General features: G+C 71.7%; 22 protein-coding genes. 9 read left to right on the top strand and 13 right to left on the bottom strand.

Translation table 11 applies throughout. From position 1 onward, the window contains the following. The first annotated feature begins 139 nt into the window (after positions 1-139). On the top strand, positions 140-3,751 hold the full coding sequence (dnaE, locus tag IEX22_RS10940; protein WP_188668445.1) for a DNA polymerase III subunit alpha: 3,612 nt from the start codon (positions 140-142) through the stop codon (positions 3,749-3,751). Positions 3,752-3,783: 32 nt separating this feature from the next. On the opposite strand, the gene IEX22_RS10935 is transcribed toward dnaE, so the two are convergent. Continuing rightward, the gene (locus IEX22_RS10935) at positions 3,784-4,359 is read right to left on the bottom strand and encodes a flavin reductase family protein (protein WP_188668444.1); all 576 of its coding nucleotides are present in this window, start codon (positions 4,357-4,359) and stop codon (positions 3,784-3,786) included. Between the two features lie 187 nt (positions 4,360-4,546). Here IEX22_RS10935 and hisD point away from each other — a divergent pair, with 187 nt between their 5' ends. Both hisD and nrdR read left to right on the top strand, forming a co-directional pair. After that, positions 4,547-5,950, top strand: coding sequence for a histidinol dehydrogenase (gene hisD, locus IEX22_RS10930; protein ID WP_188668493.1), 1,404 nt, complete (start codon positions 4,547-4,549; stop codon positions 5,948-5,950). A 159-nt stretch (positions 5,951-6,109) separates the two neighbouring features. Continuing rightward, positions 6,110-6,694 (top strand): transcriptional regulator NrdR, encoded by a 585-nt coding sequence (gene nrdR / locus IEX22_RS10925; protein ID WP_188668443.1) that lies wholly within the window; start codon positions 6,110-6,112, stop codon positions 6,692-6,694. A 142-nt stretch (positions 6,695-6,836) separates the two neighbouring features. Here the strand turns inward: nrdR and ppgK are convergent, their stop codons facing one another. The 6 genes from ppgK to IEX22_RS10895 all read right to left on the bottom strand — a co-directional run bounded on the left by ppgK (position 6,837) and on the right by IEX22_RS10895 (position 12,145). Next, a complete protein-coding gene (ppgK, locus tag IEX22_RS10920; RefSeq protein WP_229659962.1) occupies positions 6,837-7,613 on the bottom strand; it encodes a polyphosphate--glucose phosphotransferase in 777 nt (258 codons plus the stop codon). A gap of 250 nt (positions 7,614-7,863) precedes the next feature. Next, complete coding sequence (gene map / locus IEX22_RS10915) at positions 7,864-8,742, bottom strand: type I methionyl aminopeptidase (RefSeq protein ID WP_188668442.1); 879 nt, start codon at positions 8,740-8,742, stop codon at positions 7,864-7,866. Positions 8,743-8,783: 41 nt separating this feature from the next. Continuing rightward, a complete protein-coding gene (locus tag IEX22_RS10910) occupies positions 8,784-9,281 on the bottom strand; it encodes an FBP domain-containing protein (RefSeq protein ID WP_188668441.1) in 498 nt (165 codons plus the stop codon). Between the two features lie 436 nt (positions 9,282-9,717). Next, on the bottom strand, positions 9,718-10,272 hold the full coding sequence (locus tag IEX22_RS10905; RefSeq protein ID WP_188668440.1) for a MarR family winged helix-turn-helix transcriptional regulator: 555 nt from the start codon (positions 10,270-10,272) through the stop codon (positions 9,718-9,720). Then, entirely contained in the window at positions 10,244-10,963 is a 720-nt protein-coding gene (locus IEX22_RS10900) for a CE1759 family FMN reductase (RefSeq protein WP_188668439.1), read from the bottom strand. The genes IEX22_RS10905 and IEX22_RS10900 overlap by 29 nt, the downstream gene beginning before the upstream one ends. A gap of 3 nt (positions 10,964-10,966) precedes the next feature. Beyond that, positions 10,967-12,145: an LLM class flavin-dependent oxidoreductase gene (locus IEX22_RS10895; RefSeq protein WP_188668438.1), complete on the bottom strand. Its 1,179-nt coding sequence runs from the start codon at positions 12,143-12,145 to the stop codon at positions 10,967-10,969. Between the two features lie 134 nt (positions 12,146-12,279). On the opposite strand from IEX22_RS10895, the gene IEX22_RS10890 reads away from it, so the two are divergent. From IEX22_RS10890 to IEX22_RS10880, 3 genes are all read left to right on the top strand, one after another. Further along, positions 12,280-12,444 carry an SPOR domain-containing protein gene (locus IEX22_RS10890; protein WP_188668437.1) on the top strand — a complete coding sequence of 55 codons (165 nt, stop codon included), beginning with the start codon at positions 12,280-12,282 and terminating at the stop codon, positions 12,442-12,444. Between the two features lie 80 nt (positions 12,445-12,524). Continuing rightward, positions 12,525-13,865 carry a type I glutamate--ammonia ligase gene (gene glnA, locus IEX22_RS10885; RefSeq protein WP_188668436.1) on the top strand — a complete coding sequence of 447 codons (1,341 nt, stop codon included), beginning with the start codon at positions 12,525-12,527 and terminating at the stop codon, positions 13,863-13,865. A gap of 8 nt (positions 13,866-13,873) precedes the next feature. Beyond that, positions 13,874-16,915 (top strand): bifunctional [glutamine synthetase] adenylyltransferase/[glutamine synthetase]-adenylyl-L-tyrosine phosphorylase, encoded by a 3,042-nt coding sequence (locus IEX22_RS10880; RefSeq protein ID WP_188668435.1) that lies wholly within the window; start codon positions 13,874-13,876, stop codon positions 16,913-16,915. Here the strand turns inward: IEX22_RS10880 and IEX22_RS10875 are convergent. Further along, positions 16,903-17,520, bottom strand: a complete 618-nt coding sequence (locus tag IEX22_RS10875; protein ID WP_188668434.1) for an O-methyltransferase — start codon at positions 17,518-17,520, stop codon at positions 16,903-16,905. The two genes, IEX22_RS10880 and IEX22_RS10875, sit on opposite strands and share 13 nt — an antisense overlap. Positions 17,521-17,592: 72 nt before the next feature. On the opposite strand from IEX22_RS10875, the gene IEX22_RS10870 reads away from it, so the two are divergent. Next, positions 17,593-17,811 (top strand): AsnC family protein, encoded by a 219-nt coding sequence (locus tag IEX22_RS10870; protein ID WP_188668433.1) that lies wholly within the window; start codon positions 17,593-17,595, stop codon positions 17,809-17,811. A 65-nt stretch (positions 17,812-17,876) separates the two neighbouring features. On the opposite strand, the gene glnA (IEX22_RS10865) is transcribed toward IEX22_RS10870, so the two are convergent. Beyond that, on the bottom strand, positions 17,877-19,301 hold the full coding sequence (gene glnA, locus IEX22_RS10865; RefSeq protein ID WP_188668432.1) for a type I glutamate--ammonia ligase: 1,425 nt from the start codon (positions 19,299-19,301) through the stop codon (positions 17,877-17,879). Between the two features lie 246 nt (positions 19,302-19,547). Here glnA (IEX22_RS10865) and IEX22_RS10860 point away from each other — a divergent pair, with 246 nt between their 5' ends. Then, complete coding sequence (locus tag IEX22_RS10860; protein ID WP_188668431.1) at positions 19,548-19,979, top strand: RDD family protein; 432 nt, start codon at positions 19,548-19,550, stop codon at positions 19,977-19,979. An 84-nt stretch (positions 19,980-20,063) separates the two neighbouring features. Here the strand turns inward: IEX22_RS10860 and IEX22_RS10855 are convergent, their stop codons facing one another. The 4 genes from IEX22_RS10855 to lipB form a co-directional block, all read right to left on the bottom strand. Then, positions 20,064-20,792 (bottom strand): DUF4191 domain-containing protein, encoded by a 729-nt coding sequence (locus IEX22_RS10855; RefSeq protein WP_229659960.1) that lies wholly within the window; start codon positions 20,790-20,792, stop codon positions 20,064-20,066. Positions 20,793-20,952: 160 nt separating this feature from the next. After that, a complete protein-coding gene (locus IEX22_RS10850) occupies positions 20,953-22,056 on the bottom strand; it encodes a DUF2382 domain-containing protein (RefSeq protein WP_188668430.1) in 1,104 nt (367 codons plus the stop codon). A 252-nt stretch (positions 22,057-22,308) separates the two neighbouring features. Next, positions 22,309-23,316, bottom strand: coding sequence for a lipoyl synthase (lipA, locus tag IEX22_RS10845; protein ID WP_188668429.1), 1,008 nt, complete (start codon positions 23,314-23,316; stop codon positions 22,309-22,311). After that, positions 23,313-24,008 (bottom strand): lipoyl(octanoyl) transferase LipB, encoded by a 696-nt coding sequence (gene lipB / locus IEX22_RS10840; RefSeq protein WP_188668428.1) that lies wholly within the window; start codon positions 24,006-24,008, stop codon positions 23,313-23,315. The genes lipA and lipB overlap by 4 nt, the downstream gene beginning before the upstream one ends. A 104-nt stretch (positions 24,009-24,112) precedes the next feature. Here lipB and IEX22_RS10835 point away from each other — a divergent pair. Then, the coding region (locus IEX22_RS10835) for a protein kinase domain-containing protein (RefSeq protein WP_438816623.1) at positions 24,113-25,097 on the top strand (985 nt) is incomplete at its 3' end.

The following is a 25,097-nucleotide window of genomic DNA, read 5'->3' as shown; positions in this document are numbered from 1 at the left end:
CGTCAATAGATGTTCACCCGATCCCCGATCCGGGGCCTGATCGAACATCTATTGACGAGCTGGCGCAGGGACGCGGGTGAGGCGGACGGCACGCGCGTGCCGCAACGGACCGGTCGGTGGGGGCCACTAGACTGGATCGGTGGCATCCGGTTCCTCCCCGTCGTTCGTCCATCTCCACAATCACACCGAGTACTCGATGCTCGATGGCGCCGCCCGGCTCGACGACCTGTTCGCCGAGGCCAACCGCCAGCAGATGCCGGCGATCGCGACCACCGACCACGGGTATCTCTTCGGGGCCTTCGACTTCTGGAAGAAGGCCACCGACGCCGGCATCAAGCCGATCATCGGCGTCGAGGCGTACGTCACCCCCGGCACCGCCCGCTCGGACCGCACCCGCGTGCGCTGGGGTGACGAGAGCCAGAAGAAGGACGACGTCTCCGCGTCCGGCACCTACACCCACATGACCCTGCTCAGCTACAACAACCAGGGCATGCGCAACCTGTTCCGCGCGTCCTCGATCGCGTCGCTGGACGCCGCCTACGGCAAGTACCCGCGCCTGGACCGGGAGCTGCTGGAGACCTACAGCCCCGGCCTGATCGCCACCACGGGCTGCCCGTCGGGCGAGGTGCTGACGAAGCTGCGGCTGGGCCAGTACGACGCCGCCCGGCAGGCCGCGTCCGACTACCGGGACATCTTCGGCGCGGAGAACTACTACTGCGAGGTGATGGACCACGGCCTCGAGTTCGAGCGCCGCACGGTCAAGGACCTGCTGCGCCTGGCCAAGGACCTAGACCTGCCGCTGGTCGCCACCAACGACCTGCATTACACCCACGAGGAGGACGCGAAGGCGCACGAGGCGCTGCTCGCCCTGCAGTCCGGGTCCACCCTGCTCGAGCCCACCTACGACAACGGCGGCAGCCGGTTCGCGTTCAGCGGCACCGGGTTCTACCTCAAGAGCGCCGCCGAGATGCGGTCCCTGTTCGCGGAGCTGCCGGAGGCGTGCGACAACACGCTGCTCATCGCCGAGCGGTGCGACGTGTCCTTCAACACGGACGCGAACTACATGCCGAAGTTCCCCTGCCCGGACGGCGAGGACGAGACGTCCTGGCTGGTCAAGGAGGTCGACAGCGGGCTCGCCTACCGGTTCCCGGACGGCATCCCGGACGCGGTGCGGAAGCAGGCCGACTACGAGCTCGGCGTCATCACCCAGATGGGGTTCCCCGGCTACTTCCTCGTCGTCGCCGACTTCATCAACTGGGCGAAGAACAACGGCATCCGGGTCGGCCCGGGCCGTGGCTCGGGTGCCGGCTCCATGGTCGCGTACGCCCTGCGCATCACCGACCTGGATCCCCTGCGGCACGGCCTGATCTTCGAGCGGTTCCTCAACCCCGAGCGTGTGTCGATGCCCGACTTCGACGTCGACTTCGACGACCGTCGTCGCTCCGAGGTGATCCGCTACGTCACCGAGAAGTACGGCGACGACCGGGTGGCCATGATCGTCACCTACGGCACGATCAAGACGAAGCAGGCGCTCAAGGACTCCGCCCGCGTCCTCGGCCACCCCTTCAGCATGGGGGAGCAGCTCTCCAAGGCGCTCCCGCCCGCGGTGATGGCCAAGGACATCCCCCTCGCCGACATCCACGACCCGCAGGCCAAGCGCTACGGCGAGGCGGGCGAGTTCCGGGAGCTGCTGGCCAACGACGCCGCCGCGCAGCAGGTGTTCGACACGGCGCTGGGCCTGGAGGGACTGAAGCGCCAGTGGGGCGTGCACGCGGCCGGCGTCATCATGTCGTCGGACCCCATCATCGACGTCGTCCCGATCATGCGGCGCGCCCAGGACGGGCAGGTCATCACCCAGTTCGACTACCCCACGTGCGAGGGTCTCGGGCTGATCAAGATGGACTTCCTCGGGCTGCGGAACCTGACGATCATCTCCGACGCCCTCGCGAACGCGAAGCTGAACCGGGACGTCGACATCGACCTGGAGCGGCTCGGCGTCGACGACGCGGCGGCCTACGACCTGCTCGCCCGCGGCGACACCCTCGGGGTGTTCCAGCTCGACGGTGGTCCGATGCGCGCCCTGCTCAAGCTGATGCGCCCCGACAACTTCGAGGACATCTCCGCCGTCATCGCCCTCTACCGCCCCGGGCCGATGGGCGCCAACTCGCACACCAACTACGCGCTGCGCAAGACCGGGGTCCAGGACATCACCCCCATCCACCCGGAGCTGGCCGAACCGCTCGCCGACATCCTGGACACGACCTACGGCCTGATCGTGTACCAGGAGCAGGTCATGGCCATCGCCCAGAAGGTGGCCGGCTACTCGCTCGGTCGTGCCGACATCCTGCGCCGGGCGATGGGCAAGAAGAAGAAGTCGGAGCTGGACAAGCAGTACGCCGGCTTCCACCAGGGCATGCTCGACAACGGGTACTCCGAGGCCGCGGTCAAGACCCTCTGGGACATCCTGCTGCCGTTCTCCGACTACGCGTTCAACAAGGCGCACTCGGCCGCGTACGGCCTCGTCGCCTACTGGACCGCGTACCTCAAGGCGCACTACCCGGCCGAGTACATGGCCGCGCTGCTCACCAGCGTGGGCGACGACAAGGACAAGCTCGCCCTCTACCTCAACGAGTGCCGGCGGATGGGCATCACCGTTCTCCCCCCGGACGTCAACGAGTCCCTGGCCACCTTCACCCCGGTCGGCACCGACATCCGCTTCGGCATGGCCGCGGTGCGCAACGTCGGCACCCAGGTGGTCGAGGCGATGGTCGCCGCCCGCACCGAGAAGGGCGCGTTCACCTCGTTCAACGACTTCCTCGCCAAGGTCCCGGCCTCGGTGTGCAACAAGCGCACCATCGAGTCGATGATCAAGGCCGGCGCGTTCGACGGCATCGGCGAGGCCCGGCGCGCCCTCGCCATGGTGCACGAGGAGGCCGTGGATCTCGTCATCGACCAGAAGCGCAAGGAGGACGCCAACCAGTTCGACCTCTTCTCGTCCCTGGGCGGCGACGACCCGGAACCCGGTTTCGCCGTGGCCATCCCGGACCTGCCCGAGTGGGAGAAGAAGGACAAGCTGGCGTTCGAGCGAGAGATGCTCGGCCTCTATGTCTCGGACCACCCGCTCGCCGGGCTGGACACGGTTCTCAGCGAGCACGCGGACACCTCGGTGGAGGCCCTGCTGGCGGACGAGGCTCGACCCGACGGGGCGAACGTCACCATCGCGGGCATGATCACCTCCCTGTCCCGGCGGATCGCCAAGACCTCCGGCAACGCATACGCGCGGGCCGAGATCGAGGACATGTCCGGCTCGATGGAGGTGATGTTCTTCGGCAAGGCGTACGCACCGATCGCGAACGTGCTGGCCGAGGACCTCATCGTCGTCGTCAAGGGCCGGCTGCAGCGGCGGGACGACGGCAGTGTGACCATCAGCGCGCAGGAGCTGTCCGTCCCGGATCTCTCCGGCGGGGCCAACGGCCCGGTGGAGATCACGCTCGCGTCCCACCGGGCGACGGAGCTGCTGCTGACCGAGATGGCCGAGGTGCTGCGCAACCACCCGGGCAACTCGGAGGTGCGGCTGAACCTGGTCGGCCGGTCCTCCGTCGAGGTGCTGCGGTTGCCGGTGCGGCTACGGGTCAACCCCGACGGCGCGTTGTTCGGCGACCTGAAGGTGCTGCTCGGGGCCGGCTGCTTCGAGTCGGTGCCGATGGGGGCCAGCGTGCCGCAGCCCCCGGCGTTCGCCGGGGTGCGGTGACGCCCCACCGCCGGGTCGGCTGAGTCGCCGCGTCAGATCTCGTACTCGAGGTCGCCGGCGAGGTAGTAGCGACCCGAGTGGTAGAGCAGCGGGTCGGTCGGATCATCGCCGGTGGGGGCTCCGCCGTCGACGATCCGGGCGACCACGACGGCGTTGTTGTCGAACGGCATCCGGGCCTCGATCAGCCCGACGAGCCAGCCGCGGACGTCGTGCAGGATCGGTACGCCGAGGGGACCGAGATCCCAGTTGTGCTCGTCGAACCGGTCCCGGGTCCGGGCGAACCGGTCCGCCAGCCGCTGGTTGGCGACGCCGAGGAAATGGACGCCCAGGTGGGTGGCGGCCTCGACCGCCGGCCATGAGGACGAGGTGAGCGCCATGTTGAAGGTCAGGCGCGGGGGCTCCGCCGACAGGGACGCGACGGACGTGGCGGTGAAACCGTAGGGCACGCCGTCCCGCATCGCGGTGATGATGGCGACGCCGGCGGCGTGCCGCCGGAAGCCCTCCTTGAACAGGGTCTGCAGCTGCGCGTCGCGCTCGGCGGAGTCGGATCCGCCGGCCGTCGGCGCGAGGGAGTCGGCACCGGTCGTGCTGGTTCCGGAGGTGGTCATCGGTCAACCTCGGGGTCGGGTGCGGGGAGGGTGTGTCGCTGCGCCGGAGCGGGCCCGGCTTCTTCACGATACGCCGCCTGACCGGCCCCGGAACCCGATTACGACCCCCCGTGAACCGGTCTGGTCACCGTCGGGCGACCGTCCCGGTCGGGACGGTCGCCCGACGCCCGGCCCCTACCATGGTGGGGTGAACGATTCCGCGAGCACCACCGCCGACCCCGCCGCCTCGACCCCCGTCGGAGGTGGCGTCCACGCCGTCGACTTCAGGGTCCAGGACCTGCGGGAGTCGCGGGCCACCGGCGCGGACCTGCGGGCGATCATGCCGCGCGCGGCGGCCGTCGCCCAGGACGCCACCGCCACCGTCACCGCCCTGTTCGAGCGGTTCCACGCGGCCCCGCTGCCCACGGTGCTGGATGTCACCGAGCAGTTCGACGGCGTGCGGCTGGAGCACCCGCGGGTGCCCGAGGAGCACCTCGACGAGGCGCTCGCGCAGCTGGACCCGCGGGTGCTGCACGCCCTCGAGACGGCGATCGACCGGGTCCGCCGGTTCGCCGAGGCCACCCGCCCGGCCGACACCGCGGTGACCATGGCCGACGGTGCCCGCGTGGCGAATCGCTGGCTGCCCGTCTCCCGGGTGGGCCTGTACGTCCCCGGCGGCCTGGCCGTGTACCCGTCGTCGCTGGTGATGAACGTCGTGCCCGCGCAGGCGGCCGGCGTCGCGTCCATCGCCCTGGCCTCGCCGCCGCAGAAGGCCCAGGGCGGCCGGCCGCACCCGACCATCCTTGCCGCGGCCGCCCTGCTCGGCATCCGCGAGGTGTACGCCATGGGCGGGGCCCAGGCGGTGGCCGCGTTCGCCTGGGGCCTGCCCGGTGCCGAACGTGCCGACGGCACCACCGCACCCCCGCTGCCGGCGGTCGACGTCGTCACCGGCCCGGGCAACGTCTTCGTCGCCACCGCCAAGCGGCTGGTGCGCGGCCGGGTCGGGATCGACTCGGAGGCGGGCACCACGGAGATCGCGATCCTCGCCGACGACACCGCGGATCCGCGTTTCGTCGCGGCCGACCTGATCAGCCAGGCGGAGCACGACCCCAACGCGGCCTCCGTGCTGATCACCGACGCCCCGGAACTGATCGACGCCGTCCGCTCCGCGCTGGCGGACCTGGTCCCCGCCACCCGGCACGCCGAGCGGGTCGCCACGGCGCTGGCCGGACCGCAGTCCGGCGCTCTGCTGGTACGGGACCTGGACCACGGCGTCGCCGTGTGCGACGCGTACGCCGCCGAGCACCTGGAGATCCACACCCGGGACGCCGCCGCCGTCGCCGCCCGCATCCGCAACGCCGGGGCGGTGTTCGTGGGCCCCTTCAGCCCGGTGAGCCTGGGGGACTACTGCGCCGGCTCCAACCACGTGCTGCCCACCGCGGGCACCGCCACCTACTCGTCGGCGCTGAACACGACCACCTTCCTCAAGGCGGTCCAGTACATCGACTACGACCGGGACGGACTGGCCGCCGTCGCGGCCGAGGTGCGGGCCCTGTCCGACGCCGAGGACCTGCCGGCGCACGGCGACGCCGTCGACATCCGCTTCGCCTGAGCTGCCGCGAAGCGGCGCGCCTGCGGACACAACATGTAGGGGTGACCCTTGGGTATGCCACTACATGTGGGATATGCTGGCGACGATGTCAGCCGGTGGACACCGGCGTTCCGAGACAGATGATCAAGACCGATGACCGAGTCGGCCGGGAGGTGCGCAGTGAACTGTCCGTTCTGCCGGTCCGCCGATTCCCGCGTCGTCGACTCCCGCATCGTGGACGACGGCGCCTCGATCCGGCGCCGTCGGCTCTGCTCGAACTGCGGCAAGCGGTTCTCGACCATGGAGACCACAAGCCTGACCGTGCTGAAGCGATCGGGCGTGGCCGAGCCGTTCAGCCGGAACAAGGTGATCTCGGGCGTCCGTAAGGCCTGTCAGGGCCGGCCCGTCACCGAGGACGACCTGGCGATGCTCGCCCAGGAGGTCGAGGAGTCGATCCGTGCCGCGGGCGCCGCGGAGATCGACGCGCACGACGTCGGCCTCGCCATCCTCCGGCCCCTGCAACGGCTCGACGTCATCGCCTACCTGCGGTTCGCCAGCGTCTACCAGAGCTTCGAGAGCCTGGAGGATTTCGAGCAGGCCATCTCCCTGCTGCGGCACGAGGCGGACGTCGCCGCCGGGCAGACGCACTTCGACGAGGCGCTCGCGAGCGTGCTGCCCGAACGGGAGGAGCCGGCGTCGCCGGCGAAGAAGCCGCGGAAGCGGCGCGCGTCGGCGGGCACCGCCGACCAGGGCGGATTGTTCTAGCCCTCACCACACGCCGGTGGTGGCCGCGGAGGGGAAGCCGACGGCCACCACCGGACTCCACCTGGCGTGACCGCCGGAGACGAGGACGGCCCCCGGCGATGCGCCGGGGGCCGTCCTCGTCAGGCGGAAGGGAGGCCGATGGTCAGCCCTTCGCCTTCTTCTTCGTCCAGTCGAACCGCAGGGCAGCGTGCAGCGCGGCGCCGACGATGCCGGCGTTGTTCTTCAGCGTGGCGGGCACGATCCGGGTCTGCAGGTCCAGCTTCGGCAGGAAGTCCTCGCTGCGCTTGGAGATGCCGCCGCCGACGATGAACAGCTCGGGGGAGAAGAGGAACTCCACGTGCGAGAAGTAGCGTTGCAGACGCGGCACGTACTCCTCCCAGCTCAGCCCGTCGCGCTCGCGCGCCGTCGCGGAGGCGCGGCTCTCGGCGTCGTACCCGTCGATCTCCAGGTGCCCGAGTTCGGCGTTGGGGACGAGTTTGCCGTCCATGATGTAGGCCGAGCCGATGCCGGTGCCCAGCGTGATGACGAGCACGACGCCGAGCTGGCCCTTGCCGGCCCCGTACTGCGCCTCGGCCAGGCCCGCGCCGTCCGCGTCGTTGAGCACCTCGACGGGACGCTTGAGCTTCTCCGTCATCAGCTTGTCCACGTCGGTGCCGATCCAGCTGTGGTCGACGTTCGCCGCGGACCGGGCCACGCCGTTCTTGATGATGGCGGGGAACGTGATGCCGACGGGCGCCTCGGGCTCCGGGCCCTCGGGCCGGCCGGTCAGCTCGGCCACGACCTCGGTGACGACGTCCGCGACGGCCTCGGGAGTGGACGGGCTCGGCGTCGGGATGCGGAAGCGCTCGCCGATCAGCGTGCCCTTGGCCAGGTCGACGATGCCGCCCTTGATCCCGGTGCCGCCGATGTCGACACCGATGACCGGACCGCGGAACCGGTGGTGGCTCGGTGCGGCGGCCGCGCGGGCCGCGTCCTTCTCGGTCTTCTCCGCCCGCTTGCGGGCCTGCTTGATCGCCTTCTCGGCGTCGTCGTCATGCGACACGTGATGCTCCATCGGATCGGGTGCGGCCGTGGTGCCGGCCACCGGCCGGCGTGCTGTCCCTATCATGCCTGCTCAGGGGCGCGGAGGCGATCCGTGGGCGCGGACGGGCCGACGGCGGGCGTCCCGGTCAGGAGAGGGTGAGGATGTCCGCGCCCGTCTCGGTGACGACGAGGGTGTGCTCGAACTGGGCGGTGCGGCGGTGGTCCTTGGTCACCACGGTCCAGTCGTCGGCCCACATGTCCCAGGCGATGGTGCCCAGGGTGAGCATCGGCTCGATGGTGAAGGTCAGGCCCGGTTCCATCACCTGGTCGTAGGAGGGGGCCGCGTCGTAGTGCGGGATGATGAGGCCGCTGTGGAATGCCTCGCCGACGCCGTGGCCGGTGAAGTCGCGGACCACCCCGTAGCCGAAGCGGCGGGCGTACGACTCGATGGCCCGGCCGATGACGTTGATCTGGCGACCGGGCTTGACGACGTTGATGGCCCGGCGCAGGCACTCCTCGGTGCGTTCGACGAGCAGGCGCGACTCCTCGTCGACGTCGCCCACGAGGAACGTCCGGTTCAGGTCCCCGTGCACGCCGTCCTTGTAGGCGGTGATGTCGATGTTGACGATGTCGCCGTCGTTCAGCACGGTGCTGTCGGGGATGCCGTGGCAGATCACCTCGTTGATCGAGGTGCAGATCGACTTGGGGAAGCCCTGGTAGTGCAGGGTCGACGGGTAGGCGCCGTGGGCGACCATGAACTCGTGGCCGATCCGGTCCAGCTCGTCCGTCGTCACCCCGGGGGCGATGGCCTCCGCGACCGCGTCGATCGCCTGCGAGGCGATGCGCCCGGCCGCGCGGATCCGCTCGACGACCTCGGGGGTCTTCACGTCCGAGGCGGTGACCCGCTCCGGTCCCGTCCGGCCCACGTACTCCGGCCGCGGGATGGACGCGGGCACGGTGCGAACGGGGGTGGGGGTGCCGGGAACGAGCGTGCCGACGGGCGCGGTGGACGGGGTGGAGAGCATCCTTCGAGTCTAGCGAACACACCACCCCGCCCCCGTCGGCCTCAGCGCTCCTGCACGCGCCGGGCGAACTGGTCGGCCCGGGCGATCAGCCCCTCGATCTGGCGGGCGACGACGACCCGCGGATCCGGATGCAGGGCCCCCTCGGGCGGGGCCACGCGCACGTTGGTGCTGCAGGTGAAGTCGGCGCAGATGAGGGTGCCGACCGTGTTGCCGTTCCGCCCGGACGCTCCGGCGCGGCGGGCGACCCACAGCAGGACGTCGTTCGTCGCCTCCACCGAGCGGCACAGCTCGCACAGGACGGCACGGTTCTTCCGTGCGCCGCCGGCGGGGGCCCGCAGGAGGACGGTGACGAGGCGCCTCTCCGTGGTGCGCAGCGCCAGGTAGCCGCGCAACGGCATCTTCGGGTCGCGCCAACCCAGGACGTCGAGGGCGTCCCAGTCGAGCTGGTCGAACCCCGGAGGCGGGGTGAGCCGGCTCGCCTCGGAGCGGCTGGCGTTGATGAAGGAGGAGCGGATCTGGGAGAGCGTGATGGGCTGCATGGTGGTCGTCTTCCGGTGTGACGGTGACCCTCCGCCGACAGGGGCGTGCGCGCGCGACGGCGCGCCCGCGGCCGGCACGTCGGTGGGAGGAGAGGACGGGCGGGTGTCCGTCTACCGGGGCCGGGGCGACGACGCCCGGGCGGTGACGCACCGGGCCGTGCGCACACGGCAGAGAACCGCGACCGGGTGGGACTGCCGGGATCCGGGGGACCTGGATGCCGTCGGCGTCGATCCGGTCAGCGGGAGAGGGTAGACGGAAGCGGGGCCGCACAGCAGGCCATGGCGGCCACCTCGCGTCCCGGAGCGGTGGGTTCCTGACCCGGTCGCATCCACGTCTCCTCGAGTGAAGAAGTCCTTGATCGCCCGGGCCGGATCGCTGCGGCCTCGGGCGGCTCCATCATGCCAGAGGGCACCGGCGCGATCCAGCCGACTGGTCTCAGTCCCGCCGTGCGTCCGCCTCGCCGACGTCGTCCAGCTCCTCGCCCAGCCGGGAGAAGACGCCGAGCAGCACGGCGGCCTCCTGGTCGCTGATCCGACCGAGGAACAGGGCGTCGACATCACGGGCGTGCAGCGCCGCCGCGCGCCGGAACAGCTGGCGGCCCTCGTCGGTGAGCACCGCCTCCGCGCCGCGCCGGTCGCCCGGTGCCGCGCAGCGCTCGACCAGACCCCGCCGCTCCAGCGCCCGCACCTGGTAGGTGAGCCGCGACGGGGAGAACACCATCCGGCCCGCCAGCTCGCCCATGCGCATCCGGTGGTCCGGGGCCTCGACGAGCAGCAGCAGCAGGTTGTAGTCGGCCAGGTGCAGGCCGGCGTCCTCCCGGAGGGAGCGCTCCAGTCGGTCCTGCAGCAGCGCCGTGGCCTCGAAGTAGGCCCGCCAGGCCCGTCGCTTCCGGGACGTGCCGCCGTGGGGGCGGCCGCCGTCCCGCGGGACCGCGGCCGGGGGCCGGTCGGCGTCCTGCTCGTCAGTGGTCGCCGCCGAGAAGCTGGTCAAAGGGGATCACCTCCAGCGGCTTCGCCTCGCCGGTGTGCCGGCGCGGGCGTGCCGGCAACCGGCCGGCGACGGACGCCAGCTCCCGGCCGGCGACCTCGATGCGGGCCTGCAGGGGAGCGGTGCGGGCGGACGCCTGGCCGCCCTCGACCTCGCCCCAGTCGTCCGACGCGGCGTACACCGCGGACGGCATGATCCGGGTCCGCAGGTAGGAGAAGAGGGGACGCAGGGCGGTGTCGATCATCAGCGAGTGCCGCGGCGTGCCCCCCGTGGCGCCGAGCAGCACGGGCACGCCGCGCAGCGCGTCGTTGTCCACCAGGTCCCAGAACGACTTGAACAGCCCCGAGTAGCTGGCCTTGAAGGTGGGGGAGACCGTGATGACGGCGTCCGCCTGCTCCACCTCGTCCAGCGCGGACTGCAGCGCCGCGGACCGGGACGGGTTGACCATCGCCTCGGCGATGTCCGTGGCGATCAGGCGCAACTCGACGACGTGCACCTCGGGCACGAGGCCGGCGGCGGACAGGGCGTCCGCCGCGGCGGACGCCATCCGGTCGGCCAGCTGGCGGGACGACGACGGGTCGCCCAGCCCGCCGGAGACCACCACGAGGTGGCGGGCGCCGGGCGTGAAGGGGTCCGTCGCCTCGCCCCGGAAGGAACCGCCGTCGACACCGGTGAGGTCGGGGATCTCGTCCATGACTCACGCCCCCGTCGCGGCGGTCGCGGCGGCCTTCTCGGCACGCTCCTGCGCGTCCCTGCGGGCCTGCGAGCCCTCGGCGCCACCGGGCACCGGATCCTCGCCGCGCTCGTGCCGGGCGACCAGGAACTCATGGGTCGGGGCCTCGGGCACGTCGGCCGGCTTGAGGGCGTCGAACTCCTTGCGCAGCACCGGCAGCACCTCCTCGCCGAAGATGTCGATCTGCTCGAGCACGGTCTCGGTCGGCAGCCCCGCGTGGTCGATGAGGAACATCTGCCGCTGGTAGTCGCCGACCCAGTCCCGGAAGCCCAGGGTCCGCTCGATCACCTGCTGCGGCGAGCCGACGGTCAGCGGCGTCATCGTCGAGAAGTCCTCCAGCGACGGGCCGTGGCCGTAGACCGGGGCGTTGTCGAAGTACGGCCGGAACCGGCTGACGGCGTCCTGCGAGTTCTTCGCCATGAACGCCTGACCGCCGAGGCCGACGTACGCCTGGTGGGCCTTGCCGTGCCCGTAGTCCTCGTACCGCTGGCGGTAGAGCTGCACCATCGCGATGATGTGCTCCTTGTTCCAGAAGATGTTGTTGTGGAAGAAGCCGTCACCGTAGTAGGCGGCCTGCTCGGCGATCTCGGGGGAGCGGATCGAGCCGTGCCACACGAACGGGGCGACGCCGTCAAGCGGCTGCGGGGTCAGCGTGAAGTCCTGCAGCGGGGTGCGGAACCGGCCCTTCCAGTCGACGTGCTCCTCGTGCCAGAGCCGGTACAGCAGGTTGTAGTTCTCCACGGCCAGGGCGATGCCCTGGCGGATGTCCTTGCCGAACCAGGGGTAGACCGGTCCGGTGTTGCCGCGGCCCATGGTCAGGTCCACGCGCCCGTCGGCCAGGTGCTGCAGGTAGGAGTAGTCCTCGGCCAGGCGTACCGGGTCCATGGTGGTGATCAGCGTGGTCGCCGTGGATAGGGTGAGCGTGGAGGTCTGCGCCGCCAGGTAGGCCAACAGCGTCGGCGGGTTGCCCGGCGCGACGAACGGCGGGTTGTGGTGCTGTCCGGTGGCGAACACCTCGAAGCCGGCCTGCTCGGCGTGCTTCGCGATCCTCACGGTGTCCTTGATCCGCTGGTGCTCGGTCGGGGACTTCCCGGTGGTGGGGTCGGGGGTGATGTCGCCGATGGTGAAGATGCCGAACTGCATGACCGCTCCTGAGGTGTCGGTGTTTATTTCAAATTTGTATCAATGGTCTCAACACCGCCGCCGCCGGGATATTCCCGGGGCCTAGCATGGAGTCCCGGACCGCGGATGCCGGTCCGCCGTGAGAGGAGACCGCCATGGCCGACTACTGGTACAACGTCAACACCCACCAGGTGGAGAAGGGCGCGCAGTCCGACTACACCCAGCTGCTCGGCCCGTACGAGACGGAGGCGGAGGCGCAGCAGGCGCTGGCGAAGGTCAAGGCCAACAACGACGCCTGGGAGGCCGGCGACGAGGACTGAGGCCCCCGCGCGGCGACGTCACCGCCGGACCCGCCCAGTAGAGTGACACCGACCGCCCGTCGTCGTCAGGGAAGGGCCCGATGGACCGCCAGCAGGAATTCGTCTTGAGAACGATCGAGGAGCGGGACGTGCGCTTCGTCCGGCTGTGGTTCACCGACGTCGTCGGCACGCTGAAGTCGGTGGCGCTCGCTCCGGCCGAGGTGGAGGGCGCGTTCGACGAGGGGCTCGGTTTCGACGGATCCTCGATCGAGGGCCTGGCCCGGATCTACGAGTCGGACATGCTGCTGGTGCCGGACCCCTCGACGTTCCAGATCCTGCCGTGGCGCGGGGAGACGGAGAAGACGTCGCGGATGTTCTGCGACATCCGCACCTCCGACCGCGAGCCGTCCGCGGCCGACCCGCGGCACGTGCTCAAGCGGGCGCTCGCGAAGGCCGCCGATCTGGGGTTCACCTGCTACACCCACCCCGAGGCGGAGTTCTACCTGCTGGAGTCGGACCAGGTGGGGCCCGACGGCGAGCCGGTGCCCGTGGATCGGGCGGGATACTTCGACCACGTTCCCGGTGGCGTCGCCCAGGACTTCCGCCGCACCGCGGTGACCATGCTGGAGTCGGTCGGCATCTCCGTGGAGTTCAGCCACCACGAGGCGGGGCCGGGGCAGAACGAGATCGACCTCCGGTACGCCGACGCCCTGCAGACCGCGGACAACATCATGACCTTCCGCACCGTCGTCAAGGAGGTCGCCCTGATGAGCGGCACCTACGCGACCTTCATGCCCAAGCCGTTCTCGGATCACCCGGGCTCGGGCATGCACACGCACTTCTCGCTGTTCGAGGGCGACTCCAACGCGTTCTACGAGGCCGGGGCCCAGTTCCAGCTCTCCCGCACGGGCCGCCAGTTCATGGCCGGGGTGTTGCGCCACGCGCCGGAGTTCACCGCCGTGACCAACCAGTACGTGAACTCCTACAAGCGGCTGTGGGGCGGCGGCGAGGCCCCCAGCTACCTCTCGTGGGGACACAACAACCGCTCCGCGTTGATCCGGATCCCGCTGTACAAGCCGGAGAAGGGGCAGGCCGCGCGGGTCGAGTACCGCGGCATGGATTCGGCGGCCAACCCCTACCTGGCCTACGCGTGCATCCTCGGGGCCGGCCTGAAGGGCATCGAGGAGGGGTACGAGCTGCCCCCCGCCGCCGAGGAGGACATCTCCGCGCTCAGCAGTGCCGAGCGACGCGTGCTGGGCCACGACCCGCTGCCCTCGAGCCTGCACGACGCGATCCGCTCCATGGAGGACTCCGAGCTGGTCGCCGAGATCCTCGGTGAGCAGGTGTTCGAGCACTTCCTGCGGAACAAGCGCGAGGAGTGGAACGAGTACCGGCGCAAGGTGACCGGCTGGGAGCTGGAGCGGCACCTGAGCGTGCTCTGAGGACCGCGATGAGCCTGACCCGGCAACTGATCAGCGGCGGCTTCGCCGACCTGGAGAAGTCCGCCCGGTTCCTCGATGCGCCGGAGCTGGCCTCGGTCGACCGGGAGCGGCTGCTGGCCGATCTGGCCCATGCCGCCGACCCGGACCTGGCGCTGCAGTCGCTCGTCCGGCTGCTGGCCCTGCGCCCGCAGCTGCGCAGCCTGCTGGACGAACCCGAGCCGGCGACCCTGCCGCTGTTCCGGCTGCTCGGAGCCTCCGAGGCGCTCGCCGAGTTCCTGATGCGCCGCCCCGAGCACCTCGACCTGCTCACCACCCGGCTCGACCCGGAACCCGAGGCCGTGCCCGCCGCGCGCCTGCGGGCGGACCTGCTCAGCGCCGTTGACGCCGACCCGGACGCGCCGATCCCGGTGGCGGGCCGCTCCGGCCCCGACGCCTGGGTGGCGCTGCGGGTCGCGTACCGGCGGCTGCTGGCCGACCTGGCCATCCGGGACGTGTGCGCCCTCGACCCGCTCGCCTACCTGCCGGCCGTCGGCGCCGAGCTCGCGGACCTCGCGTCGGCCGCCCTGGACGCCGCGCTCGCCGTCGCCCGGGCGGAAGCCGCCACGGTGCACGACCCGGCGGAGATCGCCGCGGTGCGGCTGTGCGTCATCGCGATGGGCAAGTGCGGGGCCCGGGAGCTGAACTATGTGTCCGACGTCGACGTCATCCACGTCATCGACACGGCCGACGATGCCGACGCCCCGGCCCTGCCGGACGAGAAGGCCGTCGCCATCGGCACGGCCCTGGCCGCCGGCGTCGCCCGCGTCATCTCGGCCTCCGCACCGGAGCCCCCGCTGTGGGAGGTGGACGCGAACCTGCGGCCGGAGGGCCGGGAGGGCCCGCTCGTGCGGACGCTGGCGTCCCACCTGGCCTACTACCAGCGCTGGGCGCAGAACTGGGAGTTCCAGGCGCTGCTCAAGGCCCGGCCCGCCGCCGGCGACCTGGCGCTGGGCGAGCGGTACATCGCCGCGCTGGCCCCGCTGGTGTGGGCCAGCAGCGAGCGGGAGGGCTTCGTCGAGTCGGTCCAGGCGATGCGCCGCCGGGTCGGTGAGAACATCCCGGCGCGGGATCGGGACCGGCAGATCAAGCTCGGGGCCGGGGGACTGCGCGACGTCGAGTTCAGCATCCAGCTCCTCCAGCTCGTGCACGGCAAGGTCGACGAGTCGGTGCGGGTGCCCACCACCACGGCGGCGATCGACGCCCTGGCCGCCGCGGGATACGTCGGGCGCGCGGATGCCCGGCAGATGGGCCACCACTACCGGTTCCTCCGGCTGATGGAGCATCGGATCCAGCTGGTCAGGCTGCGCCGCACCCACCTGATGCCCGACGGCGACCACGCCCGTCGGGCGCTCGCCAAGGCGCTGCTCGCGCCCGACGAGCCGCTCCGGCCCGCGGCCGAGGCGCTGATGCACGAGTGGGCGCACATCAAGCGGGACGTGCGGGCGCTGCACGAGCGGATCTTCTACCGGCCGCTGCTCAACACCGCGGCGCACCTGAGCGCCGACGACGTTCGACTCAGCCCGGAGGCGGCGCAGGCCCGACTGGCGGCGCTCGGATACGGGGATCCGCGGGGGGCGATGCGCCACATCGAGGCGCTGACGGCCGGGGTCAGCCGCCGGGCGGCCCTGCAGCGGCAGCTGCTGCCGGTGCTGCTGGGCTGGCTCGCCGACGGCGTCGACCCGGATGCCGGGCTGCTCGGCTTCCGTCGCGTGTCCGAGGCACTGGGCACCAGCCCCTGGTACCTGGGCCTGCTCCGGGACTCCAGCTCGGCCGCGGAGCGGCTCTGCCACGTGCTCTCCAGCTCCCGGCTGATCACCGACCTGCTCGAGGTCGAGCCGGAGGCGGTGGCGTGGTTCGGCCACGACGAGGAGCTCGTGCCCGTCCCGTTCGCGGCGCAGTGGGCGGAGATCCGCTCCAAGATGTCCCGGCATGCCGGGGCCGACGCGCAGATGCGCCTGGTGCGGCTGACCCGGCGGCGGGAGATCCTGCGCACGGCCGTCATGGACGCCTGCGGGCTGCTGGACCAGGAGGCCGTCGGCCGGTCCCTGGCGGACGCGGACCGGGCCGCGGTGCTCGGCGCGCTGCACGTGGCCGAACGCGAGGTCTTCGGTGATCCGGCCGACCGGCGCGACCCCCCGACCGACCTGCTCGTCGTCGGCATGGGGCGGCAGGGCGGGCGCGAGATCGGCTACGGGTCGGACATGGACGTGCTGTACGTGCACGACCCGCGACCCGGCGCCGACCCGGGGGAGGCACGCCGGGCCGCCGAGGCCATCGTCGCCCGGATCGGCGCCCTGCTCCAGCAGCGGTGCACCCCGCCGGTGCTCGCCGAGCGACCGCTCATCCTGGACGCCGCGCTGCGCCCCGAGGGCCGGCAGGGTCCGATGGTGCGCACCCTGTCCTCCTACCGGGAGTACTACCAGCGCTGGGCCGACACGTGGGAGGCGCAGGCGCTGCTGCGGGCGCGCCCACTGGCCGGGGACGACGGTCTGGCCGGCAGGTTCGTCGACCTCGTCGATCCCGTCCGCTATCCGTCGCGGTTCGACGCGTCGGCCGTGCGGGAGATCCGCCGGATCAAGGCGAGGGTCGAGGCCGAGCGGCTGCCGCGCGGCGCCGATCCGTCCCGGCACGTCAAGCTCGGCCGCGGGGGGCTGAGCGACGTCGAGTGGCTGGTCCAGTTGCTGCAGCTGCAGCAAGCGGCGCGGATCGAGGGGCTGCGCACGACGTCGACCCTCGACGCCCTGCACGCGGCGGCGGAGGCGGACCTGCTGCCGCACGACGAGGCGGCCGTGCTCGAGGAGAGCTGGACCCTGGCCAGCCGTGTCCGCTGCGGCACGATCATCTGGACCGGCCGGCCGTCCGACGTGCTGCCCGCCGATCGTCGGGCGCTGGAGGCCGTGGCCCGCTGGTGCGGCTACCCGCCCGGCTCGGCGGCGCGCCTGGAGGAGGACTACCTGCGGCTCACGCGGCGGGCGCGCGCGATCTTCGAACGGCGCTTCTACGGGGAGTGAGCCGGATCGTCCACGGTGCCGGCATCCCGCACGACGACGAGCAGCCCGGCACCGGTCGGCACCACGGCCTGCACCACGCCCGGGGTGGCGTCCACCAGCGCCCGGAAGGGCCTCACCTGGTCGGCGTGGGAGAGCACGTTGTCGACGACGAGCGTCCCGCCGTCGGGGCGCAGCCCGGCGTGCAGGAGCGTCCAGTAGTCGACGTAGGCGGGTCGCTCGGCGTCCAGCAGGACGAGGTCCCAGGGGCCGGACTCGCGCCGCAGCCACGCCCCGGCGTCGGCGGTCACCAGATCCACCCGGTCGGCGAGCCCGGTGCGCTGCAGATGCTCGCGAGCCGCCTCCGTGCGCTCGGCGTCGACGTCGAGGCTGGTCACCCCTCCGCCGGTGGCGCGGACGGCGTCGGCCAGCCACAGGGTGGAGTAACCGATCGAGGTGCCGATCTCGAGCACCTGCCGGGCGCGGGCACTACGGACCAGGGCGGCCAGCACCGCCGCCGAGTCCGGCTCGAGGCAGCGGTAGCGCAGCAGGCGGTCCTCGAGCGCGGCGTCGTGCACGGTCACGGCGCGATGCAGCTCGTCCAAGTAGGTCGCCAGGGAGGGATCCACGGCACGAGCGTACGCCCGCGCGTCGTCAACGATGGTTGACTCCTGCAGCTGCCGTCAACTAGCGTTGACGGCATGGAGGTGGAGCGATTGAGGACGCTGGTGGACTCGATGGGCGACGACGGGAACCCGACGAACGCGTTGTTCGCCGCCGCGGAGGCGCGGAGGGAGCTGGACCGCACCGAGGCGGCGCTGGTGCGCCGCGCGCGCCTGCAGGGGATGACGTGGGAGATGATCGCCGTCTCCCTCGGCGTCAGCAAGCAGGCCGTGCACAAGAAATACGGGAAGAGCTGAGCCAGCCGACGACGAGGGCCGCACACCGGTCGGTGTGCGGCCCTCGTCCGTGTCAGCGGTGGTGCTCAGACCCCGTAGTACAGCTCGAACTCGTACGGGTTCGGGCGGGCGGCCAGGGGGAGGATCTCGACCTCGCGCTTGTACGCGATCCAGCTGTCGATGAGGTCCTGGGTGAACACGTCACCGGCCTGCAGGAACTCGTTGTCGGCCTCGAGGGCGAGCAGGGCCTCCTCGAGCGAGCCGGGCGCCTTCGGGATGTCCTTGGCCTCCTCGGGCGGCAGCTCGTAGAGGTCCTTGTCGATCGGGGCCGGGGGCTCGATCCGGTTCTTGATGCCGTCCAGGCCGGCCATCAGCTGCGCGGCGAAGCCCAGGTACGGGTTGCCCGACGGGTCCGGCGCGCGGAACTCGATGCGCTTGGCCTTCGGGTTCGAGCCGGTGATCGGGATGCGGATACCGGCGGAGCGGTTGCCCTGCGAGTACACCATGTTCACCGGCGCCTCGAAGCCCTTGACCAGGCGGCGGTAGCTGTTGACCGTCGGGTTGGTGAACGCGAGGACCGCGGCGGAGTGTTGCAGCAGGCCGCCGATGTACCAGCGGGCGAGGTCCGACAGGCCGGCGTACCCGGTCTCGTCGTAGAAGAGCGGCTCGCCGCCGTTCCACAGCGACTGGTGGCAGTGCATGCCCGAGCCGTTGTCACCGAAGATCGGCTTGGGCATGAAGGTCACGGACTTGCCGTAGGCCCAGCCGGTGTTCTTGATGATGTACTTGAACTTCTGCAGGTCGTCGGCGGCGTGCAGCAGCGTCGTGAAGGTGTAGTTGATCTCCGCCTGGCCGGCCGCGCCGACCTCGTGGTGGGAGCGCTCGACCTTCAGACCGGCCTTGCCGAGCTCGATGCACATGGCGTCGCGCAGGTCGGCCTGGTGGTCGGTCGGGGCGACCGGGAAGTACCCACCCTTGAACGGCGTCTTGTAGCCGAGGTTGCCGCCTTCCTCGGCGCGGTTGCTGTTCCAGGGCGCCTCCTCGGAGTCGATCCGGTAGGAGGAGGACCCGGGCGTGCTCTCGAACCGGACGTCGTCGAAGACGTAGAACTCGGCCTCGGGAGCGAAGAACGCGGTGTCGGCGATGCCGGTGGAGGCCAGGTAGGCCTCGGCGCGCTGGGCGACGCCGCGCGGGTCCCGGTGGTAGGGCTCCCCGGTGCGCGGGTTGACGATGGAGAAGTTCAACGCGAGCGTCTTCTCGACGCGGAACGGGTCGATGAACGCCGTGGCCGGGTCCGGGATGAGCTGCATGTCCGACTCGGCGATGCCCTGGAACCCCCGGATGGAGGAGCCGTCGAACAGCTGGCCGTTGACGAAGAAATCCTCGTCGACCGTGTCGGCCGGCACGTTGAAGTGCTGCTGCACCCCGGGCATGTCGGTGAAGCGGACGTCGACGAACTTGACGTCCTCCTCCTTGATGAAGCTCAGGACTTCGCTGGCGCTGGTGAACATCTACCGTGCTCCCTCTGCTGGGGTGTGGGTGTCGGCGCGTGAACGGAACGCGCTGCGATGCGGGGCCGCCACCGCCGCCGGGGTAGTGGGGTCCTGCCGTTGGCCTCCACCCTACGGGCGCCGATTTGCCCCGACGTGTCACCGATGTTTCGGGCACGTAACGCGGGCCGCCGTCGCGCGGATCCGTCTGGGCCGGCGGGTCCGGGGGGCGCCGGGGGGCGCCGGGGTCGGCGGTAGGCTGGATCCGTGGTCGAACGCAGGGACATCGGGTCGTGGCTGGAGGGGCCGCCACGTCCCTCGACCTTTCCGGGGCACCAGCTCGGCGCCCCGGAGCGCGGACCCGGGTCCGTGGCCCGGCTCGGCCGTCGCATCGTGGCCCTGTTCATCGACTGGGGCCTGTGCTATCTGATCGCCGCGGCCTTCGCCGGCGGCCAGAACGCCGTCATCCTCGCGATCTTCGCGGTCGAGCAGGTGCTGCTGCTCGGCACCGCCGGGTTCGCCGTCGGTCACCGCCTGCTCGGCATCCGGCTCCAGCGCCTCGACGGCACCGCCCCCGGGCTGGCCAGGGCGGCGTTGCGCACCGTGATGCTCCTGCTCGTGGTGCCGGCCCTGATCAACGACCAGGACCAGCGCGGTCTGCACGACCGTGCGGCGGGTACGATCCTCGTCCGCCTCTGAGACGCGCGCATCCTCACCCGACGCGGAAGGGGCGGGACCACCATCGAGGTGGTCCCGCCCCTTCGTCGTTGGGGGTGCCGGTCGTCAGCGGCCGCGCAGGGCGCGCCGGTCCGGCCGCGCTCGGGTGGGGTCGATGCCCTTGGGAATGGGCAGCCGGGGGGCGAGCGAGGAGAGCCGCTTGCCGACGGCGCCGACCTCCTGGCGCGTCAACTGCGGCTTGAGCTTCGTGATGGCGCGGGACACCTTGGGCAGGGGCACCTGCCCCTCCTCCCGTCCCGTCTCGATGACATGGACCGCGACGTTCGGCAGGAGTCGCGTGAGCCGCTTCTGCTCGGTGCCGGCCAACCGGCGGGCCCGGTGCGAGGGCCCCTCGGTGACGAGCACGATACCGGGACGGCCGACCACCCGGAACACGGTGTCCTTCGTGCGCGGGTCCACGGCGACCGGCTGCTCCTCGACGATCCAGCCCCGCTTCAGGGTGCTCAGCGCGGCGCCGGCCGCCCCGGGCTGGCCCTCGATCTGCCCGAACGCCGCGCGTTCGGCCTTGCGGGAGAGCACCACGAGGGCGGCGAGCACGCCCAGCGGGATGCCGATGATCACCATGGTGACGATGTTGTTGATCAGCAGGCCGACGACGAGGGCGAGAGCGATCACCCCGAGGAACACGGCGAGCATCACCCACACGACCATCGGGTCGTGACGGCGGGTCATGGTGAAGACCTGCTTCATCTGGGCGAAGCGGCCCGGCTTCTTCGGGGCATCGGCGGGCTTGCGGCCGAACCGGCGCTTCTTCGGCTGCGGGGATGTGGACACGGTTCAGTACCTCGATCGCGGGTCGGGAGCGTCTCCATCCTAGTTCACGCCACTCGGGCCCGTGCCCGTCAGCGTCCGGCCGGCACCCCGGCCCCCGGCCGCACACACGCAGCGGGGCCGTGCTCGGACGAGCACGGCCCCGCATCGCGGGTGGAACGGATCAGTACCGGTCGGTGTCCGGTCGACGGGTGCCGGTCCGGTCGGCGTCCGTCAGGCCGGTGGTGCCGTCCTGGTCGACGTCGATCTCCTCCTTGCGGATCTCCCCGGAGACGGACTGCTCGTCCTGGACCGTGTCGCGGTGGACGTTGATGCGCTCCGCGTCCACGACCTCCTTCTCCACGACGGGCACCTCTTCGGTCAGCGTGATGGTCTGCTCCTCGTCCGTGCCGATCGTGCCACCGGTGTGCGACTCGCCGTCGGCGATGGGCTCACGCTCGATCGTGACCTCCTCGCGCTCGACGGGCACGGTCACCGTCTGGTTCTCGGTCACGACGTGCTTGCGCAACCGGAGCCGGCCGGTCTCGCGGGTCTCGGTGCCGACCCGGAGCCGCTCCTCGCGGCGGACGATCGACTCGTCGCCGAGGTCGTCGTGCCCGGCCCGGTCGGTCTCGGCGAGGCCGGCGGTACCCGCCGTCGTGGCCGTGCCGGTCGTGGCGGTGTCGGGATCGCGCAGGTCGGCGGTGTACCCGGAGGTGCCGACCGCGTCCGCGTCCACGCCGGAGGTGCCGGTCGTGCGGCCGTCGTCCAGGCGGCCGGTGCCGGGGCTGGCGTATCCGGCGGTGCCGGTGGTGTCACCCGTGTCGGTGAGCCCGGCCCGCGTGCCGTCGCGATCGATGTCGGTGTACTCGCCCTCGGTCCCGGTGCGATCGCTGGCCGTGCCCGCCGCGGTACCGGTGCCGACGCCCGCGGTTCCGCTGCGGCCCGTGTCCCGCCCGGCGTCGCTGCCGGTGCCCGCGTCGAGGCCGTAGTAGCGGTAGAGCTCGGCCTCCTGCTCGGGGGAGAGATGCTCGTCCTCGTTCATGTTGGGTGCGTCCTTGACGAACTTCTTCTCGTAGGGCACCCGCACACCGTTCGCGTCGCTCTGCGCCCGGTCGAGGGGGATGAAGGTCTCCTTCGTGCCGAACAGCCCCGTCCGGACGGTGACCCAGCTAGGGTCGCCGGTGGCGTCGTCGACGTAGACCTGGCCGACGTCGCCGATCTTGTCGCCGTCCTGGTCGATGACGGTCGCACTCTGCAGCTGTTCGATCGAGAGATTCGTGCTCATGGAGGTGCTTCCTTCCTGTACCGGCGGCTGGTTCTCAGCCGCCTGCGATCACCCAGCCCGCGGACCCGATCGCCCGGGCCCGCTGCTAAGTCCGCTTCCGATCCTTTCCCGGGGCCACGATCAAGTCAATGGGTAGACGTGGGCCACGTCACGGAAACCGGGACAATCAGCGCTCCGCGAAATCGTGACCGCACACGACGACGCGGCCGACCCCCGCAGGGATCGACCGCGTCACCGGTGCCGGAAGGGGAGTCAGCTCACGCGCGAGAGCACGCTCGCGGCCTCCTGCAGCGTGGAGCCGGATTCGCCGATGTGTGCGAGCTCCGGGGGGATGGTCATACCCTTCTTCCGCATGGCGGTGGCCCAGAGCCGGCCGGCGCGGTAGCTGGAGCGCACCAGCGGGCCGCTCATGACGCCGAGGAAGCCGATCTGCTCGGCCTCGTCCCGCAGCTCCACGAACTCCTGGGGCTTGACCCAGCGCTCCACGGGGTGGTGCCGCGGCGAGGGCCGCAGGTACTGGGTGATGGTGATGAGGTCGCACCCGGCGTCGTGCAGGTCCCGCAGGGCCTGCGAGACCTCCTCGCGGGTCTCACCCATCCCGAGGATGAGGTTCGACTTGGTCACCATGCCCCGCTCCCGGCCGCGGGTCAGCACGCGGAGGGAACGGTCGTAGCGGAACGCCGGGCGGATCCGCTTGAAGATGCGCGGCACCGTCTCGACGTTGTGCGCGAATACCTCGGGCGCGGCGTCGATCACGGCGTCCAGGTGCTCGGTGTGCCCGGTGAAGTCCGGGATGAGGATCTCGACGCCGGTGCCCGGGTTCATGGCGTGGATCGCGCGGATCGTCTCCGCGTACAACCAGGACCCCTCGTCGGCCAGGTCGTCCCGGGCCACGCCCGTCACCGTCGCGTAGCGCAGCCCCATCCGGGCCACCGACTCGGCGACCTTGCGCGGTTCCTGCACGTCCAGCCGGGCCGGCTTGCCGGTGTCGATCTGACAGAAGTCGCAGCGCCGGGTGCACTGGGCGCCGCCGATGAGGAACGTCGCCTCCCGGTCCTCCCAGCACTCGAAGATGTTCGGGCAGCCGGCCTCCTCGCACACCGTGTGCAGGCCCTCCGAGTGGACGAGCGACTTCAGCTCGCTGTACTCGGGACCCGTCTTCGCGGTGGTGCGGATCCAGGCGGGCTTGGTCTCGATGGGCGTCTGCGCGTTGCGGGCCTCGACCCGCAGCAGGCGGCGGCCCTCGGGGGCGATGGTCACAGCAGGGCTCCTTCGGGGGCGGATGCGGAGGCGGAGGTGGCGCCCGGGCCGGTGAGCAGGGCCTCGTGGGCGAGCAGCTGGGCCTGGAAGATCGGGGCGAGATCGGCCGGCGTCACCTCACGCCCGGTCTCCTCCCGGACGGAGGTGACGGAGGCATCGGCGATCCCGCAGGGCACGATCTTGCCGAAGGGCCGCAGGTCGCAGCTGGCGTTGATGGCCACGCCGTGCATCGTGACGCCGTCGGCCACCCGGATGCCGATCGCGGCGATCTTGCGATCCGGTCCGCGGGAGTCGCCGGGCAGCCACACCCCGGAACGGCCCTCCACGGTGACGCCCTCGACGCCGACCTCGCGCAGCGTCGCGATGAGGATGGTCTCCAGGGCCCGGACGTACGCGACGACGTCGAGGGGCCGCGGCAGGCGCAGGATCGGATAGCCGATGAGCTGACCGGGCCCGTGCCACGTCAGCCGGCCACCGCGATCCACCGTGACGACGTCGGTGCCGTCGTAGGGATAGTCCTGCGGCTCCGTGCGTTTGCCCGCGGTGTACACGGGGGGATGCTCCAGCAGCAGCACCGTGTTCGGCTGGTCGCCGGCCGCGACCGCACGGTGCAGCCGTTGCTGTTCGGCCCAGGCCTCGCGGTAGTCGACGAAGTCCGGGGCGAGTCGTGCAGAGGGGAACCTCAACGTCATGGCCCTCAGCCTAGTCGCGTGCGCCGACGGGTCCGTGCTCGCGGCGCCCGATGACCTGTGGACAACTCGAGCGGCGCGGCCCGGCGGCGGCGCACACTGCAGGGATGGAGCGGGATGAGCAGAAACAGCCGGGCGGCGGGGGATGCGTCGCGGACGCGCCGCCCGAGGTGCCCGGCCACGCGGTGCTACGGCGGCTCGGCGAGGGCGCGTCGTCCGCGGTGTGGCTGCTGCGTCGCGACGACGACGGGACGCTGCTGGCCGGTCGGGTGCTGGTCGCGCCGTTCGAGGGGCCGGCGGGGACGGGCCCGCCCGGACCGGGCGCGCTCGGTGCGGCGGCGGATGCGCTCGGACCGATCGGGCTGGACCACCTGGTGCGGTCGCGGGGTGAGCTCGTCGGCACCTGCGCGGTGCCGGGCCACCACCACCGGGTCACGCTGATGGACTACCTGCCCGGCGGGAGCCTGGCCCAGGTGATCGGCGCCCGCGGCCCGCTCAGCCCGGGGGAGACGGTGACGATCATCACCCCGCTGGCCCAGCTGCTGGCGGCGGGCCATGCGGCGGGTCTGACCCACGGCGACGTCAGTCCCGGCAACGTGCTGTTCACGGTGGACGGCCGGCCCGTCCTCGCGGACTGGGAGCTCGCGGCGCGCCCGGGTCGGCCGGGTGCCTCGGGAACGGGCACGGACGGTTTCCGGGACCCCGGGGTGGGTGCCACGGACCGGCTGCGCCCGGCGTCGGACGTCTACGCGCTCGCGGCGCTCGCCTGGTTCTGCCTCACCGGGCGGGTGCCCGGCCCGGCCCAGCACCGGCCGCCCCTGCCGGTCCTCGTGCCGGCGGTTCCCCCGGCCCTCGCGGTGCTGCTGGACCGCGGGATGGAGCCGGACCCGGCGGCTCGACCGCGGGCGGACGAACTCGCCCGCGGCGTGTTCGCGGCCGCGACGCCGGAGCCGGTGGACCTACACGCCAGCGTCCACGCCAGTGTCCGGCCGGAGCTGGTGACGCGTCGCGAGGGCGACGCTCGCGTGCGGCGGCGTCCGGCGGGCGGCCGCCGGTCTGCGGGCGAGGCGTTCCGCTCGCCGGCGCCGGCGC

It is taken from the genome of Tersicoccus solisilvae (assembly GCF_014643255.1).
Lineage (GTDB): Bacteria > Actinomycetota > Actinomycetes > Actinomycetales > Micrococcaceae > Tersicoccus > Tersicoccus solisilvae.
The sequence above is the reverse complement of the archived record's forward strand: the minus strand, read 5'-3'. Positions and strand labels throughout refer to the sequence as shown.

What these genes read in the sequence shown, in the direction of transcription:
- map (WP_188668442.1), bottom strand. Translation starts at nt 8,742, where the DNA reads ATGCTCTCCACCCCGTCCACCGCGCCCGTCGGCACGCTCGTTCCCGGC.
- IEX22_RS10935 (WP_188668444.1), bottom strand. Translation starts at nt 4,359, where the DNA reads ATGACCACCTCCGGAACCAGCACGACCGGTGCCGACTCCCTCGCGCCG.
- IEX22_RS10895 (WP_188668438.1), bottom strand. Translation starts at nt 12,145, where the DNA reads ATGCAGTTCGGCATCTTCACCATCGGCGACATCACCCCCGACCCCACC.
- lipB (WP_188668428.1), bottom strand. Translation starts at nt 24,008, where the DNA reads ATGACGTTGAGGTTCCCCTCTGCACGACTCGCCCCGGACTTCGTCGAC.
- glnA (WP_188668432.1), bottom strand. Translation starts at nt 19,301, where the DNA reads ATGTTCACCAGCGCCAGCGAAGTCCTGAGCTTCATCAAGGAGGAGGAC.
- glnA (WP_188668436.1), top strand. Translation starts at nt 12,525, where the DNA reads ATGGACCGCCAGCAGGAATTCGTCTTGAGAACGATCGAGGAGCGGGAC.
- IEX22_RS10890 (WP_188668437.1), top strand. Translation starts at nt 12,280, where the DNA reads ATGGCCGACTACTGGTACAACGTCAACACCCACCAGGTGGAGAAGGGC.
- IEX22_RS10870 (WP_188668433.1), top strand. Translation starts at nt 17,593, where the DNA reads ATGGAGGTGGAGCGATTGAGGACGCTGGTGGACTCGATGGGCGACGAC.
- IEX22_RS10850 (WP_188668430.1), bottom strand. Translation starts at nt 22,056, where the DNA reads ATGAGCACGAATCTCTCGATCGAACAGCTGCAGAGTGCGACCGTCATC.
- IEX22_RS10900 (WP_188668439.1), bottom strand. Translation starts at nt 10,963, where the DNA reads ATGGACGAGATCCCCGACCTCACCGGTGTCGACGGCGGTTCCTTCCGG.
- IEX22_RS10910 (WP_188668441.1), bottom strand. Translation starts at nt 9,281, where the DNA reads ATGCAGCCCATCACGCTCTCCCAGATCCGCTCCTCCTTCATCAACGCC.
- IEX22_RS10880 (WP_188668435.1), top strand. Translation starts at nt 13,874, where the DNA reads ATGAGCCTGACCCGGCAACTGATCAGCGGCGGCTTCGCCGACCTGGAG.